General features: G+C 54.8%; 23 protein-coding genes. 5 read left to right on the top strand and 18 right to left on the bottom strand.

The genetic code is table 11. The features are described from left to right. Window positions 1-36: 36 nt before the first annotated feature. Window positions 37-1,275 (top strand): nucleoside recognition domain-containing protein, encoded by a 1,239-nt coding sequence (locus tag CHH67_RS13955; protein ID WP_095265804.1) that lies wholly within the window; start codon window positions 37-39, stop codon window positions 1,273-1,275. On the opposite strand, the gene coaD is transcribed toward CHH67_RS13955, so the two are convergent. The 4 genes from coaD to CHH67_RS13980 all read right to left on the bottom strand — a co-directional run bounded on the left by coaD (window position 1,256) and on the right by CHH67_RS13980 (window position 3,292). Continuing rightward, window positions 1,256-1,765 carry a pantetheine-phosphate adenylyltransferase gene (gene coaD, locus CHH67_RS13960; protein WP_095265805.1) on the bottom strand — a complete coding sequence of 170 codons (510 nt, stop codon included), beginning with the start codon at window positions 1,763-1,765 and terminating at the stop codon, window positions 1,256-1,258. The genes CHH67_RS13955 and coaD overlap by 20 nt on opposite strands. A 2-nt stretch (window positions 1,766-1,767) precedes the next feature. Next, complete coding sequence (gene rsmD / locus CHH67_RS13965) at window positions 1,768-2,361, bottom strand: 16S rRNA (guanine(966)-N(2))-methyltransferase RsmD (protein WP_244908195.1); 594 nt, start codon at window positions 2,359-2,361, stop codon at window positions 1,768-1,770. A 424-nt stretch (window positions 2,362-2,785) separates the two neighbouring features. Continuing rightward, complete coding sequence (locus CHH67_RS13975) at window positions 2,786-2,896, bottom strand: YjcZ family sporulation protein (RefSeq protein ID WP_280523039.1); 111 nt, start codon at window positions 2,894-2,896, stop codon at window positions 2,786-2,788. 144 nt (window positions 2,897-3,040) lie between these two features. After that, complete coding sequence (locus CHH67_RS13980; protein ID WP_095265808.1) at window positions 3,041-3,292, bottom strand: helix-turn-helix domain-containing protein; 252 nt, start codon at window positions 3,290-3,292, stop codon at window positions 3,041-3,043. Window positions 3,293-3,503: 211 nt separating this feature from the next. On the opposite strand from CHH67_RS13980, the gene CHH67_RS13985 reads away from it, so the two are divergent. Beyond that, on the top strand, window positions 3,504-4,157 hold the full coding sequence (locus tag CHH67_RS13985; RefSeq protein ID WP_244908196.1) for a tetratricopeptide repeat protein: 654 nt from the start codon (window positions 3,504-3,506) through the stop codon (window positions 4,155-4,157). Window positions 4,158-4,323: 166 nt separating this feature from the next. Here CHH67_RS13985 and CHH67_RS13990 read toward each other — a convergent pair whose 3' ends face one another. The 10 genes from CHH67_RS13990 to CHH67_RS14035 form a co-directional block, all read right to left on the bottom strand. Continuing rightward, window positions 4,324-4,989 carry a GDSL-type esterase/lipase family protein gene (locus tag CHH67_RS13990; RefSeq protein ID WP_095265810.1) on the bottom strand — a complete coding sequence of 222 codons (666 nt, stop codon included), beginning with the start codon at window positions 4,987-4,989 and terminating at the stop codon, window positions 4,324-4,326. Window positions 4,990-5,101: 112 nt separating this feature from the next. After that, entirely contained in the window at window positions 5,102-5,530 is a 429-nt protein-coding gene (locus tag CHH67_RS13995; RefSeq protein WP_095265811.1) for a GNAT family N-acetyltransferase, read from the bottom strand. A 29-nt stretch (window positions 5,531-5,559) separates the two neighbouring features. Then, window positions 5,560-6,009: a MarR family winged helix-turn-helix transcriptional regulator gene (locus tag CHH67_RS14000; protein WP_095265812.1), complete on the bottom strand. Its 450-nt coding sequence runs from the start codon at window positions 6,007-6,009 to the stop codon at window positions 5,560-5,562. A gap of 104 nt (window positions 6,010-6,113) precedes the next feature. Next, window positions 6,114-6,791 (bottom strand): ribose-5-phosphate isomerase RpiA, encoded by a 678-nt coding sequence (gene rpiA, locus CHH67_RS14005; protein ID WP_179292130.1) that lies wholly within the window; start codon window positions 6,789-6,791, stop codon window positions 6,114-6,116. Window positions 6,792-6,899: 108 nt separating this feature from the next. Next, complete coding sequence (locus CHH67_RS14010; RefSeq protein ID WP_095265814.1) at window positions 6,900-7,469, bottom strand: O-acetyl-ADP-ribose deacetylase; 570 nt, start codon at window positions 7,467-7,469, stop codon at window positions 6,900-6,902. A gap of 78 nt (window positions 7,470-7,547) precedes the next feature. Then, on the bottom strand, window positions 7,548-7,976 hold the full coding sequence (locus CHH67_RS14015) for a hypothetical protein (protein WP_095265815.1): 429 nt from the start codon (window positions 7,974-7,976) through the stop codon (window positions 7,548-7,550). Between the two features lie 79 nt (window positions 7,977-8,055). Beyond that, a complete protein-coding gene (locus CHH67_RS14020) occupies window positions 8,056-8,679 on the bottom strand; it encodes a TraX family protein (RefSeq protein WP_095265816.1) in 624 nt (207 codons plus the stop codon). After that, window positions 8,645-8,914, bottom strand: a complete 270-nt coding sequence (locus CHH67_RS26515) for a hypothetical protein (RefSeq protein ID WP_095265817.1) — start codon at window positions 8,912-8,914, stop codon at window positions 8,645-8,647. Before CHH67_RS26515 ends, CHH67_RS14020 begins: the two co-directional genes overlap by 35 nt. Before the next feature lie 38 nt (window positions 8,915-8,952). Then, complete coding sequence (locus tag CHH67_RS14030) at window positions 8,953-10,158, bottom strand: SLC45 family MFS transporter (RefSeq protein ID WP_095265818.1); 1,206 nt, start codon at window positions 10,156-10,158, stop codon at window positions 8,953-8,955. A 4-nt stretch (window positions 10,159-10,162) separates the two neighbouring features. Then, a complete protein-coding gene (locus tag CHH67_RS14035; RefSeq protein ID WP_095265819.1) occupies window positions 10,163-10,900 on the bottom strand; it encodes a glycerophosphodiester phosphodiesterase in 738 nt (245 codons plus the stop codon). A 350-nt stretch (window positions 10,901-11,250) separates the two neighbouring features. Here CHH67_RS14035 and CHH67_RS14040 point away from each other — a divergent pair, with 350 nt between their 5' ends. From CHH67_RS14040 to CHH67_RS14050, 3 genes are read left to right on the top strand one after another with little or no spacing between them, the layout of a single operon-like run. Next, complete coding sequence (locus CHH67_RS14040; protein WP_095265820.1) at window positions 11,251-12,381, top strand: ABC transporter ATP-binding protein; 1,131 nt, start codon at window positions 11,251-11,253, stop codon at window positions 12,379-12,381. Continuing rightward, the gene (locus CHH67_RS14045) at window positions 12,378-13,034 is read left to right on the top strand and encodes an ABC transporter permease (protein ID WP_095265821.1); all 657 of its coding nucleotides are present in this window, start codon (window positions 12,378-12,380) and stop codon (window positions 13,032-13,034) included. The genes CHH67_RS14040 and CHH67_RS14045 overlap by 4 nt, the downstream gene beginning before the upstream one ends. A gap of 14 nt (window positions 13,035-13,048) precedes the next feature. Beyond that, entirely contained in the window at window positions 13,049-13,954 is a 906-nt protein-coding gene (locus CHH67_RS14050) for a glycine betaine ABC transporter substrate-binding protein (RefSeq protein WP_095265822.1), read from the top strand. Between the two features lie 44 nt (window positions 13,955-13,998). Here CHH67_RS14050 and CHH67_RS14055 read toward each other — a convergent pair whose 3' ends face one another. From CHH67_RS14055 to CHH67_RS14070, 4 genes are all read right to left on the bottom strand, one after another. Further along, window positions 13,999-15,615, bottom strand: coding sequence for a response regulator (locus CHH67_RS14055; protein ID WP_095265823.1), 1,617 nt, complete (start codon window positions 15,613-15,615; stop codon window positions 13,999-14,001). Window positions 15,616-15,711: 96 nt separating this feature from the next. Beyond that, entirely contained in the window at window positions 15,712-17,487 is a 1,776-nt protein-coding gene (locus CHH67_RS14060) for a cache domain-containing sensor histidine kinase (protein ID WP_244908197.1), read from the bottom strand. 19 nt (window positions 17,488-17,506) lie between these two features. After that, the gene (locus CHH67_RS14065; RefSeq protein WP_095265824.1) at window positions 17,507-18,814 is read right to left on the bottom strand and encodes an ABC transporter substrate-binding protein; all 1,308 of its coding nucleotides are present in this window, start codon (window positions 18,812-18,814) and stop codon (window positions 17,507-17,509) included. A 74-nt stretch (window positions 18,815-18,888) separates the two neighbouring features. Further along, entirely contained in the window at window positions 18,889-20,616 is a 1,728-nt protein-coding gene (locus tag CHH67_RS14070; protein WP_095265825.1) for a family 43 glycosylhydrolase, read from the bottom strand. Window positions 20,617-20,653: the final 37 nt, after the last annotated feature.

The raw sequence follows: 20,653 nt of genomic DNA on the forward strand, positions 1-20,653 counted from the left end.
TGTACTAGCTATGTTTACGTGGAAAGGAGAACCCTTATGAATAAAGCCGACGCTGCCGCGCCCGCATCCAGAATGCGAAACACCGTATTGCTCGGAGCCGCTGCCTTCCTCCTGATCCTGGCCGTGGTCAGCGATCCGGAGTCCGCCTTCCAGGCTTCCATGCAAGGATTGAAGCTGTGGTGGAATATCGTATTCCCGGCCCTGCTGCCCTTTCTTGTCCTGGTCGAAATCCTGACCGCTTACGGCTGGGCTCATGGCATCGGCGTGCTGATGGAACCGGTGATGAAAAAAGTGTTCAAGCTCCCGGCTTCTGGCGGCTGGGCGCTGATCACCGGCATGACAGCCGGGTACCCTGCCGGGGCTCACACCGCCGCCAGAATGCATGCGCAAGGGGAGATCGGACTGAGGGAAGCCGGTCACCTCGCCTCATTGTCGCATTTCTGCAATCCGGTTACGATTGTTATCGTGATCGGCACCGGACTGCTGCACCAGCCGTCCGCAGGCTATGTGCTGCTGATCGTTCACTGGCTAGCCGGAGGGCTGGCCGCCTGGACGCTCGGCTTGTTCCGGCGTGAAGACGCCGGCCCGGCCCGGCCCGGCGATGATCAACGCAGCCGCCTTATGAGAGCCGCAGCCAAGGATAGCGCCCAACCTGCGAGGCCGCTGCTGAAGCGAGCCGCTGCCGCAGCAGTTGCGGCCCGGGAGCGCGATGGGCGCAGCTTCGGTCGGCTGCTCGGCGATTCGGTCACCGCATCCGTTCAGACACTGATGATGATCGGCGGCTATATTCTCATATTCGCCGTGCTTGCCCATGTTCTGGGCCGCTATCTGCTGCCTTATTTGCCGGACTATGCCGCTTCCGGCCTGCTTGAAATGCATCTTGGCGCCAACGATATCCGCTTATCGACGGGGGCATCCGGGACGCTTCAGCTTGCCCTGCTATCGGCCATCCTGGGCTGGAGCGGCATCAGTGCCCATCTGCAAAGCCTCTCCCTTCTAAAGGGATCAGGAGGGCTGTGGAAGCGTTTTGTCCTGCAGCGGCTTGTCCATTCCCTGTATGCCTTCATGCTCATGCTTGCCTTTGCCATTCCCGTCGGCAAATTCATCTCGCCGATCTGGCCCGCCTTCCGGACCGAGCCATACGATGCTGGGCCCGAGTTTGTATTCTCCTTGTGGAAGGATTGGCCTGGCCTGCTGCAGGCCCAAGCCGCCATGGTCGTCACCCTCGTCATTCTGTTCGGGATGATCTCCCGCTTTATTTCCCGTCGCCGCTGAATTTGCGCCGCAGCGCGGCATCCACCTCAGGGCTGACAAGGTCGGTCGTGTCGCCGTTGAAATGCGCGATTTCCTTCACCAGGCTTGAGCTGAGGAACGAATACTTCGGATGGGTCATCATGAAGATCGTTTCCGCCTCCGGATTCAGCTTGTGATTGGTGGAAGCCAGCTGCAGCTCATACTCGAAGTCGGTTACCGTACGAATGCCCCGGACGATCACCTGGGCATTCTTCTGTCTTATGTAATTCGCAAGCAAATCGCGGAAGCTGTCGATTTCGACATTCGGAAGATGCTCGGTCGCCTGACGCAACAGCTCTGTGCGTTCCTCCACCGTAAACAGCGGATTTTTGCTCAAATTGTTAAGCACGGCCACAATCAACAGATCAAACTGCTTCGAGGCGCGAGTAATAATATCCATATGCCCCATCGTTACAGGGTCGAAGCTGCCGGGATACACGGCAACACGGTATGCTTTCTGCGGTTCTGCCATCTCTAGTTATCCTCCTCAACAGGGTCCGAATGTTCTTCCTGGTTCTCTTGGTATCGGTAAATGGACACTGCGGTATCTCCATACTCTGCTTTTCGAAGACAGCGAAATGTTTCGAAATCTCCAGGATACGTATGCGATGATTCATATTCCAGCACAACCAGCGCCTCATCTCGCAGCAGGCCTCGCGCCGCCATATCCAGCATCAGCTCGTCCCCGTTCTTCATCCGGTACGGCGGGTCCAGAAACACCAGATCAAAGCTGGCGCTGCGTTTGGCTAATGCTTTCAGCGCCCGTCCCGCATCATTGCGATATACTTCTGCGCTGTCCTCGAGCCGGCAGGCCTTCAGGTTCTCCTTCACCGTCTCGATGCTCTTTGACTCGGAATCAATAAAAACAGCACGATCCATCCCCCGGCTCAGCGCCTCGATTCCGAGCCCGCCCGTACCGGCGAACAGATCGAGCACGGTGCCACCCTCGAAGTAGGGGCCGATCATACTGAATATCGCTTCCTTCACTTTATCCGTCGTCGGACGGGTGCTCATGCCTGGAACGCTTTTGAGCGGCCGGCCTTTGGCACTACCCGATATTACTCTCACAACTGCACTCACCCGTTTCATCTTCTTTAGGCTGCATGTCAATTAAGACATGGGTCGTGATTATCGTATCACAATCCCACCTTATATGAAAAACGAAACCTGGTTCAACCCATTTTTTTATATGCTGGACGTATATTTCCTTGCCGGACGGGCATCCTTGAAGTATCGACATCAATGAATGTCGTAGACAACCGCGGAGAAGACTTACGTTTCCCCATAAGCTCTTCGTCCGGTTTCTCCTCTCCCATGATGGGCGTCCCGCGAGGGGCGCCCGGACAAAAGCCCTTGTAGACAGCAGTGTCTACGAGGGCTTTTGTTTTTATGGCAGTAAAAAAGACCCTGCCCTTCACAGGGCAAGGTCATCTACATGTCATTGGTCACATGCGTAATGGTATTTGTTATTTGTTATTCAAGAAAGAATGGATTAGATAAAGGCGCGAGTAATTATCACCAACAAGATAAACAATACCAGGATGCCACCAATGCCGTAACCAAAACCGCCGCCGTAACCATAACCTCCAGCTACTCCGCTCACATAAATCCCTCCTTTTCTGAACATACCACATACTATGTCGTTTCTGTCAGGAAGGACTAGGCCAATGCCTTTTCTTTCGCGATTTGATGAATTAGCCCCTTCATGCGCGACGGAGGAGAAAGGCGCTCGGCGGATCTAAAGCCGTTACGCCTCCTCTGGAGTATCCTCGTCATTCATCTCTATGCCGGCCGACTCGGTGCTTCGTCTGCGGCGATCAATCAAGCCTTCCTCGCCGTGTTCGCGATATTTCCTCATCCACACCTTCAAGCGTCCGATATCCGAAATTTGCAAGGCGGAAGCTACCTCTTTCTTGGTCATGCCCTCCAGACGCATGGCGACTGCCTTTTTCTTTGTTTCGAAGCTGTAATAATGAAAAATCTGCCCTTTTTTCGCCATGAATATCACCTCTTAGTAACTATATCGGCAACGATCAGCGGCTTTTCAAGACCTGATGCACGAGCCGTCTGCACAGCGGGCAATGGGGGAGATGTGACCCGAACCGGACAAACATTCTTTCGCTTTACGCCCAGAATATGGTATCCTATACTGTGGCTTTATAAGATCATTGATTTGAAAATGGGGGATAGCATTGGGGAAATTTATAGGCTTGGTTATATTATGGCAAATTTTAGGAAATCCCATTGCAGCGATCTTGGTGCTGCTTGTTATTTTGTATCTGCTTGACCGGCGCTTTATCGGCTTGTCACCGAGCATCACCCGTCCAATAAAGCGGCTGCGCAACATATCCAATCTTCGAAAGGTCATTGCGGCAAGCCCGAGCGACGTATCCTCAAGACATGAGCTTGCACGCCTCCTTCTCGAACGGAAGAAGTATGGTGAAGCGCTGCAGCTGCTTGAATCGATTAAGGACAGCAGCGAGGAATCAGCTGAATACTGGGACGATCTCGGAACGGCGCGTCTATTCACCGGCGATATCCCAAATGGCGAACAGGATATTCTGCGCGGGCTTAGCCTGAATTCACGCGTTAAATACGGGCGGCCCTATCTGAGACTGGCCGAAGCATACCGCACACGAGATAAGGACAAGGCGCTCCACTATCTGGAACAGTTCCACGACATTCACTCTTCCTCCAGCGAAGCTTACTACCTGCTCGGTTCCATGTACCGGACGCTTGGAAGAGAGGATGACGCCAAAAAATCATTCAAGGAATCGCTGCAGGTTTACCGGGCGCTTCCCAAATATAAAAGACGCCAGGAACGCAGATGGGCGTTAAAGAGCTACTTCCGCTCCATCGCTTAACGGCGGCCGCATCCGGCAGCAGCCGCCTCGCTTGCTCCAAGAGACTTTTACATTCACAAATCGAAGGGTGCCCGAAAGGTCCAGGACCTGAATCGGACACCCTTTTGTATAGAACATTTTTTGTATGAACATAGCAACATGTTAGCTTCTCTCCTAATCCCCGTCACTAACCGAAAGGCTTGTACCCGAGCCGGTCCAGCTGCAGGGCAATGACGCGATAACCGCTCCCGTTCGGATGAATGCCGTCGATGGACAGCAGCTCCCGCTCCCTGCCTGCAAACAGAGAATATACGTCAGCCACCCGGAAATAATCATGCTCCATCGCGAACAGAAACCGATTGAACCTGACCACATATTCGACAGCCTCAGACCAAGCGGGATAAGGGTTGTACAAGCCTATGACCCGCATATAATACGGCTTGCCTTCGGCAGACTTGAGCCGCTGAATTTTCCCGATGATCTCCGCGACGTGATGCTGGCAGCGATACAAGGCCGCATCCAGCACCTCCCTTGTCGGGCGGCCGCCGCTCGACTTGACCGCCCGGATCAGATCATTGCCGCCGATGGAGAGCGTAATGATCTGCGCCTGCTGCAGGTGATAGCGAAAAGCGGCAGCTTGCATGAGCCGCTCATTCAGCTCCTTCGCGGTCAATCCGTTGATGCCCAGGTTTTCATGTGCGACAAACCGCTTCAGCTTCACCTCGGCCATGCGGCGGTATAACGAAACAAAACCGCTGCCGGGCATTGCACCAAACCCAAAGGTTAGGGAATCACCGACAGCGGTATAATGGTACACCACAAACTTCACCCCCGTTCCACTCGGTAGTAACATCTTATGTAGATGCCCCCCGATCGGAAACCGAGCTTCGTCTATCCGCATATTGCCACAACAGGCAATTATGATATGGAAGCGAAAAGTGTAGCCGAGATTAGCAGCGATTCATTCACTCCCCGGGCTCCTCGACATCATAGACGCATCGGAACCGTTCTACACCGGGATACGTTTCGCCAAGGCTGTATACTTCAAAACCGAGGCTGCGATAAAAACCGAGCGCCTCTTCATCTGTTTCAGCCACGACCTGCTCGGCCTGATGATGCAGCAGCAGCTCCAGGATCATGCCCCGGCCATAATCTTTGCCCCGATTCTCCGGAATCACCGCGATATGATGAATCGTCAGCACCTTCTCCTTCAGACTGCAGCCGATCACGCCTATGATCAGCCCTTCCTCTTCATATCCATACAGCTTGTTCTTCTCCGAGTTCCGGTAGAAGTCCACAGCCTGGTCGACCGCGTCCGGGTCGGATAAAACCGCATAGCCGAGCAGCTCGCGAATCTCAAGCTGGTTCACTCGGGAAGTTATATCTTTCAGCATTGTTCCAGTCTCCTATCTTTCAATTCCTGTTACAGCAGGTCCTGCGCACTGCGCCCCAGCTTGCGAAGCAAGTGGGCAGCCTGGGCCTTCTCCTCGTCGGTTAAGCCGCTGACCGCCCGGGCCATCCGTTCTTTATGTTCTGGGAATATGCGTTCAAACAGCTCCCGTCCCTCCGCCGTCAGCTCTGCATAAATTACACGGCGGTCCTCTTCGGACGAGCGGCGCACGAGCAGATTTTTCTTCTGCAGCTTGTCTACGACATATGTAATATTCCCGCTGGAGATCAGCACCTTCTCGCCAATCTTCTGCAGCGGCTGTGGTCCTTTATGATACAGCACATCCAGCACGCCAAACTCGGTGGAGTTCAGTCCATGACTGTTAATACTCCGATTGGAATGCGTCATGACGGCGTTAAAGGATCTGGCCAGAACGACCAGTAAGTATAAAGGCAAATCTTCATGCTCTCGAGTATCTGACATACTTCACCCTCCGAAAGATATCAATGTATTTAGGTTAATGAACGCAGGTTGAACTGTCAAATCCATTCTATAATGGCAATCTGTGCTCCTCGTCCATAATCGCTTCAGGAGGAGCGCGTCAGGGTTTGAATGGAGCCGTCGCCGCAGCCGATAACCGCCATGTCCGCCATGCTGATAAACAAGCCATGCTCCACGACGCCCGGGATGCGCTGCAGCTCACGCGCAAGCTCTTCCGGTGCATCGATTAGACCGAAGCTGCAGTCGGCAATATAATTGCCGTTATCCGTTCTGTACAGGTCGCCTTGACCATCCAGGCGCAGCTTCACATCGGCGCCCAGAGTCTCCAGCGAGCGGACCGTCCATTCCTTAGCAAACGTCACCACTTCAACCGGAAGTGGAAATCCACCCAGCCGGGGCACCCGTTTAGACTCATCCGCGATAATGATGAGCCGTTTGCTGTTGTATGCGGTCATTTTCTCTCGCAGAAGGGCCCCGCCGCCCCCTTTGATCAACCGCAGCCGATCATCCAGTTCATCGGCACCGTCTATGGTGATATCAAGCTGCCGAGCCTGTTCAATCGGCACCAGCGGAATGCCAAGCTCACGCGCCAGCTGTTCCGACGCTTGCGACGTGGCGACCGCCTCGATCGACAGACCGGATCTTACTCTCTCGCCGATGGTGACAATGGCATAGTACGCGGTCGAGCCGGTGCCAAGACCGACCTTCATCCCGTTCTGTATGAATCCGGCGGCATGCTCTGCTGCGATTCGCTTCATATTCATACTGTCCATCATAAGCGGACATCTCCTTTATGTCGCCCGCGAACCGGGAGCTACCGCTTACGCTGCAGCTCCCGGTTCACCGAATCGAATCATTATCATATCTGTGTATTAACTGGCCCGCTCTTCAGCATAACGCTGGAGCCACTCGACATACAATTGTTCATTCTCCGGGGAAAAACATACGAAATCAATGCGCTCCAGCCGAAGATCCGGTCGCTCCTCTTCAAGCCAGGTTGTGACCGCCTTCAAGGCGACGTCGCAGGCAGGGCCTTTCGGATAACCATAGATCCCGGTGCTGATATTCGGAAAAGCAATGCTTCTTGCCTCGACCTCAACGGCCAGCTGCAAGCTGTTTCTATAGCAATCCGCTAAAGTTTCTTCCTCCCGGCGACCGCCGCCTTCCCAAATTGGGCCAACGGTATGGATGACATGCTTGGCCCGGAGCTTGCCAGCGCAAGTAATGACAGCATGACCCGGAGGGCATCCGCCTTTGCTCTTGCGGATCTCCATGCACTCTTCCATGATGGATGGGCCGCCGGCTTGATGAATAGCTCCATCCACCCCTTCTCCGCCCAAGAGACCTGAATTGGCTGCGTTGACAATAATGTCGCCCGCCCACGTCGTAATATCGCCGATAAAGACGGAGACCGATGTCCTTCCGATCCTAAACGTGTTCATTCGGAATTTCTCCTTTCGGTCTTTTATTGTTTATTACCCCGGAAGAAGCCTCCTTGACCCTATCGCTATAATATCGGCTTAGCCATGCATTTCTTTCCCGCGCGATGCAGCGGACAGTCGTTCAGTAACGCGCTGCTCCTCCTCGTCCCGCAGCGATCCGGGTTCTGTTCGGAAAGACAGGAAGCTCCCGTTCTTCAGCGAGGCCTCAAGATGGCGCTTAAAAACATCGGCGGCTTCGCTCAGCTTCAGCTCCGGCTCACCGCTATGTATTCGGCACAGGCAGACCTGCATGGAAGCGCCGCCCTCCCGGTATTCCATCACCGCCACTGGCGCCAAGTTCCGCGCGTCTTCTCCCGTGAATGACCGCGTCATATACACCGTATAGGACGCCGCCTGTACCGGCTCGCTTCTATACTTCTTCTCGCCAATGAGCCTTGAATTCAGGTATACGATATACCCTGCTGTGCCCATCAATAATAGGAATGCAGCCAATGCTACATACAGCATCTGACGATCGCTCCTTCATCGTTGTATTTTTTTGAAACTGACATGGTGTCTGTTATATGAGCTGCATCGCATGCATCTCTCACATGATGTATCTTGCCAGAGCGATGAGCACCAGATGCAGCGGGTAGAAGGAACGCCAGACCCAGCGGCTGACCTGCATTGACTCCAGTCGCTTCCAGAACTCCGGACCGTAGGCGATCACAACGGTGGGCAGCACACTCCACATCTGCATCTCCCAATTGTTCAGCAGCCAGAACAACAGGTTGAGCATAATATGACACGGCACGAGCCAGACTGATGAGGCATATCGGAAAATAAGAATCAACAGCAAGCCATATGCGCCATAGTCAAAAGGAAGATCATTCATCACCACACAGGCAGCAATAACGAGGATGACCGACAGGATCGCCGACTCCGACCGATCAAGCAAATACAAGATGACCGCCCCGACAAACAAGGTAACCACCACATTTAACCCATATGGATCAAGCGCCAGCTGGTACGGAATTTGCGAAATTACCGCGATCACCGCTAGGCGCATCATATAACGCGGTCTTGATGAAGTATGAAAGTGCCCCTGCACCAGTGCATAGACATAGATCGGAAAAGCGATGCGACCGATCACTCTCCACATCTCCTGATCCGGAAAAAACACAAGACCGATGTGATCAATCAGCATCGTAATCATCGCGATCCACTGCATACGCTTCCCTCCTCTCTTTATGTACTCCGCCCTTATTCCTGAAGGAAGGAATTTCGTCGCTATTCTCATTATCCGGCGCTTTTACATGATGTGCAAGTTTTAAGGCAAAAAGACATGGGGGCAACGCTTTAGCATGATGACAAGCAGTCGCACCGCTCGTTTCTCTCCCCCTCCTCTCGCAGACAACAAAAAAAGCCGAAGACAGCGAGCCCATGTCGGGGCTGTCTTCGACCATGACGCGGATATAAATGGACTGGAATCCCTCCTCCGAGTCTAGGAGAGCTGGGCAGAACTATCGTGCTGAAGGTCCGTCGCGCCTGTCTCGGTATGCCGGATCATCATCATGCAGATGAGCGCCAGCAGCATGCTGCCGGCCGCCGAGTAGAACAGGACGGAGTAGCCCGCGCTGTCAATCAGCCAGCCCAACAGCGGCGGAGAGGAAATTGCCGCCAGCGAGGAGACCAGGTAATACAGACCGGTTCGGGTTCCGATGCTTTCCTCCGAGCCTGTAGACACAACAAAAGGATAGGAGTTAATGTTGATGCAGGCCCAGAATATGCCTCCGATCGCCAAGGTTGCCCGCAGCACAATCAGGGACTCGACCATTGGCACAAGCGAGAAGACGATCAGAAGGCCGCAAATGCCGGTCAGAATCATCCGTTTTTTGCCCAGCTTGGCGCCAAGCCAGCCGCTTGGAATGGCAAACAGCACAAAGGCCAGCGAGAAGAAGGTCAAGGAGAATGAAGCCTCGGCTTCGGTCAGACCCATCTCGTTTTTGCCATACAATGTGAACAGGGTCTCTACACCCTGATAAGCTACAAACCAGAAAAAAATCGCGGCCAGCAGCAAAACCGTGGTACGGTTCAGCTGGCTTCTGAACGAAGTGGCGGATGGAGACGGCTCTTCAACATAGGTGTGTGCGTCCCGCTTCTCCTGAATAAACTTCAACAGAATAAACAGGGAGATCAGGGTAACGGCCGCAGCGGCGATAAACGGCAGCGACTCATGGGTGTTGTACAGCATGGAGCCTGCAGCAAACGCCAGAATCGCCCCTACCCCGCCCATAAAATTAATGATGCCGTTCGCCCGCGTGCGGCGACGTTCCTCGGTAATGTCCGGCATCAGCGATATCGTTGGCGAACGATACAAGCTCATGGACAGATTCATCATCACCATGAAAATCAGCAGGGTGGCCAAGCTGGTGTGAAACGGAAGAATAGCGGTAAACAGCGCGCCCAGCGGCATGCCGATCAACAGATACGGCATTCTTCTGCCGAGCCGCGTGCGCGTTCTGTCGCTCCGACGACCGATCCATGGCTGCAGGAACAAGGCAAAATAATTGTCAATCGTCATGAAAAATCCGATCCAGGCCACACTGGATATGTACTTTTCCAAAAAAAACGGAACGAATGCATTGTATAGCGCCCAAGTGATGCTAATGCTAAAAAAGCCAAATCCCAGCAGCCAGGTCTTCTTCACATGCTCACACTCCCTTGGCCTGCAGCAATCCCGCCAGGACATCCGGATGATCCGTGATAATGCCTGCAACACCGGCATCAATCAGCGCTTTCATCTCTTCCTCGCTGTTCACTGTGAACGGATGGTAGACGATGCCATGCGCCCGCGCCTCAGCCACCCATTCCGGACGAACAGCCAGACGATAGGCATGCAGCGCATCCGCCTTGACCGTTTGTGCATAGTCCCACGGATTATACAGCCCTTCCATATAGAGAATCCCGGTGCGAATCTCAGCGTCAATCTGCTTGCAGGCTGCCAGCGAGAAATGATTGAAGCTGGAGATGACCACTTGCCCGGACATCTTGAAGCGATGCACCGTCTCGATAACCTGCTGTTCGAGTCCGGCATATGGAATCACGCCATTCTTCAGCTCAATGTTCACCACAGTCCCTGTGCTGCTGGTCAGTTCGAGCAGCTCATCCAGCAAGGGCAGCTTCTCGCCGCGAAATGCCTCTCCGAACCATGAGCCTGCATCGAGTCCGGACAGTTCCGCATACGTATAATCCTTTACCAGTCCCTCGGCACCGGTCGTCCGCTTCAGCGTCTCGTCATGGATCAGGACGAGCTTTCCGTCCTTCGTCATTTGCACATCGGTTTCGATTCCCGTTGCTCCAAGCGCCAGCGCCTTCTCAAAAGCCGCCATTGTATTTTCCGGACAAGCGGCAGAAGCGCCGCGATGAGCGAAATTAATAATAGGTGTCATGAGCTTTTTCCTCCCGATCTTTAATATTCTTCTCTACTATATCTTCCATTTGTTAAGGCTATGTTATCGCTACGGAACCTATTCGACATTCCGCTGTTCTTTCGCCTCTATTTATGTGAGCGTTACCTTTACAGTGCAGCAGGCCGAAGGCAGCCCTCTGCATTCAGAGCCCGGACAAGCATAAATCGTCTCTTTGGAGGACACAGTAAATATATTCCGTTTCAAAACGCTCGCTTTGGGACAATAGAAAAAAGATAGCTAACTGTCTTCAGCTGCTTGCTGAAGACTTTTGCTCTTTACCGTCTTAAAACAGCTCAAGACACATAGAAGGGAATTATGGAGGGGTGTTCATGATCAAATTTGAGAACGTCAGCAAAACCTATCCGGATGGGTTCAATGCTGTCAAAGAGCTGAATTTTGAAATTCAGTCAGGGGAGTTTCTGGTTCTTATCGGCCCGAGCGGCTGCGGCAAAACGACCACAATGAAAATGATCAACCGGCTTGTTTCTCATACCGGCGGGACCATTACGATCCACGGTAAGGACATTCGCAAAACCGACCCGGTGGAGCTGCGCAGAAGCATCGGCTATGTCATTCAGCAGACCGGACTTTTCCCGCACTATACGCTGGAGCAAAATGTCGGGCTGGTGCCGGATCTGAAAGGCTGGGATAAGCAGAAACGAAAACGGCGGGTCTATGAGCTGCTCGATATGGTCGGGCTTGACCCGGACATCTATGCTTCCCGCTATCCGAAAGAGCTGTCTGGCGGCCAGCAGCAGCGCGTCGGTGTGGCCAGGGCGCTCGCGGCCGATCCGGAAATTATACTGATGGATGAGCCGTTTGGCGCGCTGGACCCGATCACGAGGGAGCAGCTTCAGGACGAGGTGCTCCGGCTGCAGCAGGAGATGAAGAAAACGATCGTGTTTGTCACGCATGATATGGATGAAGCGCTCAAGATGGGCGACCGGATCGGTGTGATGAAATCAGGCACGATGCTGCAGCTGGATTCGCCGGAGAAGCTGCTGCGCGAGCCTGGACACGGGTTCGTGGAAGAATTTATCGGGAAAAATCGGGTCTACCAGAACCCGACCTTCATTCCTGTAAAAGAAGTGATGCGCACCAACCCGGCAACCGTGGCCATCACCCGCTCGCCGCTGCGTGCGATCACCTTTATGCGCCAGCGAAAAACGGACACGCTGCTGGTCGTCGATGAACACGGCGTTCTGCAAGGACTGGTATCCGCCTATGATCTGCAGGCCAACATCGATACCGCTTCAACCGTCGAAGAAATCATGAAGCCTGTGCAGATTACGCTCCCTGACACCGCAACAGCCAAGGACGCGCTCATTTCGGTTACGGATGCGCCCTTCGGCATCATTCCGGTCGTGGACAGCCGCGGCAGGGTCGTTGGTGTCGTCACAAGAGGAACACTGATTTCCACCTTTGCAAGTCACTGGGCAGGAGGAGGCGAAGAAGCATGATGACATTATCGATCTGGGAACAATTCGGCAGACAGTTCAGCCTGCGCTGGGGAGAGCTGCTTGTGTCGATCGGAGAACATATCCAGCTGGTGCTGCTCTCCATGATCATTGCGATATTGATCGGTGTGCCAGCTGGCATATTGGTTACCCGTTTCTCCGCACTGCGGTCGTGGATCATCGGCGGGGCAAGCGTTCTTCAAACGATTCCCAGTCTGGCACTGCTCGGGTTCATGATTCCGATTCTCGGCATCGGGACAAAAACGGCGGTGGCCGCACTGTTCCTGTACTCCCTGCTGCCCATTATTCGCAATACGTACACCGGCATCAAGGATGTTGACCCTTCGGTCATCGAAGCGGCCAGAGGGATGGGACTAACCGGAAGACAGGTGCTGTTCCGGGTGCAGCTTCCGCTGGCCATGTCCGTGATCCTCGCCGGCATTCGCACGGCCACGGTAATCAACGTCGGTACGGCAACGCTGGCCGCCTTTATCGGCGCCGGGGGATTGGGTAATTTTATATTCCTTGGCATCACCCGCAACATCGATGCCTTGATCCTGCTCGGCGCGCTTCCGGCTGCTGTGCTGGCGCTGCTGCTTGACTATCTGCTGGGTCTGCTTGAACGGTGGACAACCCCGCGGGGACTGAAGGTATGAGGAGGCTGACTGTGATGGGAAAACGGAATTTCGCGCTGGCCTTCATGCTGGCGCTTCCCCTCCTGCTGAGCAGCTGCACGAATCCGCAAGCGCAGACGGGGAATACCGGGCCCGCCGACCTGGTGATCGGCTCCAAAAACTTTACCGAAAACATTATTCTGGCGCACATGATGGCCGATCTGATCGAGGACCGAACCGGACTAACGGTCAGACGGACCGTGAATCTGGGCGGCTCCAGCGTCACCTGGAAGGCGCTCCTGAACAACGACATCCAGCTCTATCCGGAGTATACCGGAACCATTGTGGCCAACTACTATCTCGAAGAGACAGGCACCGCCGAAGAAACGCTTGAGCGGACCAAAACGTTGCTGGCTCAGGACAATCTCGAATTTCTGGAGCCCCTTGGCTTCAACAACTCCTACGCGCTGGCTGTGACGCCGGAGACCGCCGAGCAATACAATCTGAGAACGTTCAGCGATCTGGCAAAGGTATCCGCTGAGCTTGAGCTCGGGGCGGAATTCGAGTTCACGGACCGGCCGGATACCTATCCCGGTCTAAGAGATCTGTACAATATGCACTTTAAGCGGGTCAAGGGCATGGACCAAGGCATTAAATATCGCCTCATTGCCCAGAACGATCTGGATGTGGCCAGCGCCTATACAACAGACGGCCAGATCAAAGTGATCAATCTGGTTATTCTGGAGGATGACAAAGGATTCTTCCCTCCTTATCATGCCGGCCCTGTCGTGCGCGACGATCTTCTGGCCAGGTACCCGGAAATCCGCGATGCGCTCAATGAGCTGGGCGGAAAGATCAGCGAGGAAGACATGCAGGAACTGAACGCCCGGGTGGATGAGGGCTATCGCGAGGATATCGTGGCCCGGGACTTCTTGATTGAAATCGGCCTCCTCCAGAAATGAGGAGGCTGTTTTTCTTGTGTGGGTGGACGTCTTGAGCGCAGCAGTTACACCTTGTGCTGCTGGCGGATGCGCTCGCGGTACTCTTTTGGCGTTACGCCCGTTTCATTTTTAAATACGCGGTTGAAGTGACGGATGTTGGAGAAGCCTGTAGACTCGGCAATGCTTGCGATCTTCTCGTCCGTGGAAGCCAGCCGTTTCTTGGCGTCCTCGATTCGCAGCTCTGTCATATGCTCGATAAAGGTCTTCCCGACCCGCTGCTTGAAAAGCGTGCTGAAATAGGCAGGGTTCAAATACACCCGGTCTGCAATCTCGGTCAACGTGACCGGCTCGCTGTAATGGCGCTTCATGTAGCGCAGCGCCAGCGAAATCGGATCGCTCTCCAGCTGCTTGCTCCCCGCAGCGATGACGGCCGCCAGATTGCCAAACAGCTGTCGGCACTGCTCCATTAGCTCTGTCCGAGAGCTGATCGAGCAAATCTCGATCAACAGGGCGCGAATATCCCGCCCGCCGAGCCAGGCCTTGGCGATGCCCAAATCCTCGGACAATTCGTAATAATGGATCAGCAGCTTGCAGATTTGCTGATGCACAAGCTCCGGAGTCGGGGCCTGCTCGCACAGCTCAAGCACAACCGAGTCAACCAGTTCGTGGATGCCATGCAGCCTGCCTTCATTGATCGCCTGCTCAAGCGCTTCCCAGGACCACTTCCGCCGCTCGGATCTAAGAAATTGCTGCTGCACCGCCTGCTCATACACAAGCACCTTGTCACCGCCTACGACCAGCCGGTACAGAAGGGCAACCTGCGCCTCCCGAAACGTGGACAGCATCGATTCAAACCCTTTCACCGGGCGCCCGATCCCGATTGTAACCGTCAGGTTGGACAGTGACTTGATCTGCCGGCGCACGGATTCCGCCATGTCCAGCAAGCGTTTCTCCCCGCCCTCGCCATAGGGCAAGTTAATGAGGGCCGCCACCTCGGAGTCGGAGAACACAAAGCTGAACCCCTTCATCCGCAGATCGATCATTTCCTGTACAAACTGCTGAATATACAGCTGGAACAGGGACGGATCCGTCTTGCGATAACGATCATCATCCACGGAGTCCTTATCTAGCTTAATGACCATGCAATTGAAGAATGGCTCATTCAGCTCGATCCCGATCTGGCTCAGCAGATCCAGATGAGCCTGCTGGACACTGCCTCGCATAATCCCCGCCACTAAATAGGCCGCCGCCTTCTGGCGCAGCTTCTGCCCTTCGAACGGCAGTTCCTGCTGCTGTTCACTCTGCCTCGATTGCCAGTCCCGCTTCAATCCGTCCAGCACCCGCAGCAGCTCCTCGCGCTCCACCGGCTTCATCAAATAATCGCGCGCCCCGCTGCGCATCGATTGCCGGGCGTAGGAGAAATCCTCATATCCGCTGATGACAACCACCTGCAGCTCAGGGAAACGCTCGCGTGCAATGTGCTGCAGCTGCAGCCCATCCATGCGCGGCATGCGAATGTCCGTCAACACCACGTCCGGACGATGCTTCTCCAGCAGCTCTAACGCTTCATAGCCGTCGCGGGCATCGGCCACGATGTCCCAATCCCCGCCGGAATCGGCGATCATCGCTCTGAGCCCCCTCCGAAAAATAGCTTCGTCATCCACAATCATGATCGTTGGCATTCGGCTGACCTTCCTCCCTCAAATGAAATCTGGCAGATAGAATGGAATCGCTTGTGCGGCGGAGCGGCGTGCGGCGCACGGCTAGTTAGTGAACGATCACTCCGTATGACGCTGTGCTGGCAATATCATGCTCACCTTCACTCCCTGGTACGGCATGCTCTCCAGCGTCAGGCCGTAAGCTTCCCCATAGTGCAGCACAATCCGGCGATGCACATTCAGCAATCCGTTGCCTGACTGTCCGCCCAGCTCCTTGGAATGCAGCATCCGTTCCCGGAGCGAATCAAGCTCCTCTTTAGTCAAACCAATGCCGTCGTCCTCAACGATAATGGTGAGCGTATTCGCATCGACCACGGCCCGAAGCTCGATACGCCCGCTGCCAATGCCCTTATCGATGCCGTGATTGATCGCGTTCTCCACAATCGGCTGAATCATCAGCGGGATGACCAGCAGATCCAGGGACTCGTCCGGCACTTGCTGCGTGTAGTGAATCCGCTCCTCGTAGCGGATTTTCTGAATGCTCATATAACCGCCGACATGAATCAGTTCATCGCGCAAGGTTACCCGCTCTTTGCGGTTGCTCAGACTGTAGCGGAGCAGCCGCCCCAAATTGTTGGACATCGTCACAATCTCGCGATTGCCCGCCACTTCAGCCAGCATGCTGATCGATCCCAGCGTGTTGTAGAGGAAATGCGGATTAATCTGGCTCTGGAGGGCGGCAATTTGCGCATCCTTCTCCCGTATCTCCGTCTCATAGAGCAAATATCCAAGCTTGCTCAGCTTCGATACCATCATATTAAAGGCATGGCCGAGGCGGCCCACCTCATCCTCGGAATGCACGGGAAACTGGACGAGCAGCTCTCCCTGCTCCACCTTGCGCATGAGCCGGCTAAGCTTGCGCAGCGGCCGCGTGATGCGGTATGCAACGATAACTGAAACCGCTATCGCCAGCCCGATGCATACCAGCATCGCCAAAGCGATGGAATTGCGCACAATGAGGCTGTCCTTCATCAGCTCTTTGATGGGCACAGCACTAATCGTGGTCCATCCGGTCACCTCGGAGGTAACATAAGCGACAAGCCGCTTCTCATTTCCTTTCCCGCTGCCCTGGAGCACGCCTTGCCCGCTTAGTGCGCCAAGCTCCAGCACAGGCTGCGAGTCATCGCGCCGGATGACAGCCTGACCCTGGCCGTCCACGATATACATCATTTCGTGAGCGCTCGTCTCGGCCTGCTGCAGCAGCTTGCGCACACTGACAGGATCAATGTCAATGACGATGTACCCTAACGAGCGCCCGGTGTCAAAGCTGCGCAGCTCGCGGGCGATGGAAAATACCTGATAGGGCGTGCCGCTCGTGGAGACAACCTCATGCGTCGTTATGAAGGTAGGCTGACCGAAGCGGCTGCGCGCCTGCTTCAGCCAATCGGCGCTTTCGTCCAGCCTGTACGTGGTGATGTATTGGCTCTCGGGCAGGACCACATAGGAAGCGCCCTTCTCGCCGTACAGCGATACGCCCATAATATCCAGGCGGCCATTGATGAATATGGAGGAGACAAAGCGATTCAGGCTTTCGATTTCCTCCAGCGACAACGGCTGTCCGGGCTCACGGGGAGATGAAATAAAGTCCATAATTTCCTTGTACGAATACGGGGTCAGCGTGAGCCGGTCAAGCTCGTTCATATAGGTGTCGATATTCAGCGAGACTTGCCTGAGTGTCTGCAATTGATAGCTCCCGACATTCTTCTCCATGGCATGCTGGAAGCTGGCGAAGGTGTAGACGCCCATGGCGGCCAGCGGAACAAGAATGAGCAGACAGTTGATCCATATGAGCTTGCGGGCAAGCTCCTGGTTTCTAAACGCACGCGCGGGTTTCATGAACAGCCTCATCATCTGCCTATTCCTCCAGCGCGACATCAACTTTCAGTTGTGCCTGCATCAGCGTTTCTTCCGGTGTCTGCTTGTCGTAGATCATCCGCTCGAACTCCGTAATCAGAATCTCGATCATCGACCACTGCTTCGGGTGGCGCGGCCAATAAACCACATGATCGGCTGCCGCCGCATAATCGTTGCGGTATTCAAGCTGGTGGAACGCCTCGCTCTCCACCACCTTGGTCATGCTGGGCACATGCCCTGCCTGCGCCCACAGCTCGCCGTTCTCCACCATCCATTTGGAGAAGATCATCGCAGCACGTCTTTTCTCATCCGTCATGTTGTGCTTTTTCGGTATGGCAAGAGAATGGGAATCCCCCCACTGTGCAGGACGATCATACAAAACCGGCACGGTGACGACACCGAGCTCCACCTCGGGCGATTTCTCAAATGCTCCTGTTCCCCACATGCCGAGAAATAGGACCGCCGCCTTGCCGTCATAGAACAACTTGAATGAGTCGTTGATATTGGGGCCTATGAGACCATCCTTATATAAACCATGAATATAAGAAAGCGCTTGCAATCCCTGCGGGTTATTAAACGCGGCTTTGCCTTGCTCATTGTAGAAAATACCGCCCTCGTCCATCTGATTGTACAGGCTCCACCACAGCCAGACCGAGTCAATCCGGGTGCTCGGCATCGCCATCGGGGTCACATCGGCCGGAACCGCTTCTCGAATCTGCTCCAGGAACTGGCGAAAGCCCTCCTCACCCGGTTCAATTCGGGGCTTGCCTGTCGCCTCATCAAGCACGCCTGCCCGCCGCAGATGCTGCTTGTTGTAATACATGACAAGCGCATGCGTATCGAGCGGCACGGCATAGGACTGGCCGTTATACTCCGTGGACTCGCGGATGTTCGAATTCAGCTGGTTCAGATCGAGTCCGATCTGTTCTGCGGCCGCCGTCACCTCTTCAATGTAACCGTTCTGTACGAACTGCGGCATGCTCGTCGTATGGATAATTGCGATATCCGGCGCGTTGCCCGACAAAATCGCGGTGCGCAAGCGAGTATAATAATCATCCAGCCGCGAGTTGGTCTGTACGACCATGATCTCGCTTTGCTCCTTGTTGAATCGCTCGACCATTTCGGTCATGAATTGATTGTCGCCTCCGCTAAACGGCGTCCAGTAATCCAGTCGCACCGCTTCCCTGCGCGGCTGAGGCGCGGGCTGCTCCTCACTCTCGCCTGTGCAGCCCGCCAGCGCTCCAGCCAGCAGCAGCACTGCCGCCGCCTTCGCCCATCTACTCGCCCATCCCAATCTGTCTCGTGCCACGCTGAAGAGTCCCCCTCGTCAGGATGCTTATCCCGCATCTTCGATCTATTCGATATCCCTTGCTATTATGCTTCCTATCTTAATATATCGATATAGTCAATCGCGAGAGATTCGTTCAATTTGTCGATGACGATTTCGTTCGCCCCTTGGCGAAGCTTCACATTGACCGTTACCGTCGTAAACTGTCTGTCGCTAGAGGGTATTGCTGCGCGTGCAGCCTGCTTGCCGCTTAGCTTGATCTCAAGCGTCTCCTCCGACGCCGAGCGGTTCGAAGCAGCGATGCGCAGCTGATATTCGCCTGCTTGTGGCACGATGACATTCGCAAACTTCACTGCGCCCGTGCCCTCACCTGCGCCGGATGCGATCCCTCCGCCCGAAGCAAACGGGTTGCTTTCTGCCCATGCCCCGCCTTCTGCTTGACCATACTCCGCTTCATAGCGCGTCAGCTCCATCGCCTCTATAGTCGTGCCTTCAGGCGCTTGAATCCCCAGTGTGTTCATGCCTGCTTCCAGCGGAACGCTAGCCCAGGCATAGCCAGCTTCGCCGCCTTCAACAAGAGGCAGCTCCAGCCTGCTCTTCTCCTCACCATTGACGTCCAGGATCACTTCATCTCCGCCTCCGCTGTAGTGCAGCAGAACCGGCATTTCTCCCTGAACGGTTGATGGAATAAGGTCAAATAGCAGCTTCCCTTCCTCCATCACAGCATATTCCGCGCGATAGACTCCCTCCCCGGACGGCACTTCAATGGCCGTATCCAGCGACAGCGGCTGGCCAAATACCGGCATCCCCTGCTCATCCCAGGATACTTTCTGCGCTCTGGCCTTCCGATTGCTCCAGCCATCGTGAACGCCGCTTGTGGCGTGGTATACAATCCAGGTTTCGCTTCCGTCCGGTGAGCTGGTGAACGAGTTATGTCCCGGACCGTACACTTCAGCCTCCTCGTCCATAACCATAAGCGGCTGTTCCAGCTTCGTCCAGTCGTCCGGCTGGAGCGGATCTCCGCCCTCCTTCAAGGTCAGCAAGCCAATGCTGTAAAACGGGGTCCAGCTGCCTGCGCCGGAATACGCGATAAACAAGCGGCCTTGATGCTTCAGAATCGCCTGGCCCTCCTGTATATACGGCGGGCCGCCCGCCCGCTCCCAATCCAGCGTCGGCTCGCTCAGCAGCACGCGCGGGCCGCTGATCGTCAGCGGATCGCTCATCGGGGCAATATACGTATTCTGGCTGATGTTGATGTCGCCTTCCCAGCCTGACCATACGAAGTAAAGCTGATCCTCGTGCTCCATCACAAGCCCGTCAATCGCCCATTTGTCGCTGCCATCGTCGATTTTGCCGCGGAATTCGTACTCCCCGAGCGGATCGTCGCTGAGCGCCTCCAGCGCATACATCCGGTGATTCTCATTCTGTCCGTCATCAGCTGCAAAGTAGATATACCATTTCCCCTGTATGTATTGCAGCTCCGGAGCCCATAGGTTCGCGGAGTACATCGTGCCAATCGGCGGATACCATACCACCTTGCGCTCGGCCTGACGGAAATCGATCGTGCGCGATTTCATAACCATAATGTCAGCCCCGTTATGGGTAAACGTCATATAATAGTAACCATCCTTATAGACAACACTCGGGTCCGGTGTATCCATGTCTACAATGGTGTTTTTGAATGTACCGCCATGACCGGCATAGGCTGTCATATTCCCTTCACTCCCATCCTGCTTGTTTCCTGCTACGAGCCATACGATCAGGACGATCATGGCAAAGGCAGCCCCGAGAGCCGCCAATGGATAAGCGATTTTTTTGTTCATGCAGTCATCTCCCTTTCTCCGCTCCCCCTATCCGAGG

The sequence above is a fragment of the Paenibacillus campinasensis genome (assembly GCF_002272015.1).
Lineage (GTDB): Bacteria > Bacillota > Bacilli > Paenibacillales > Paenibacillaceae > Paenibacillus_AQ > Paenibacillus_AQ campinasensis.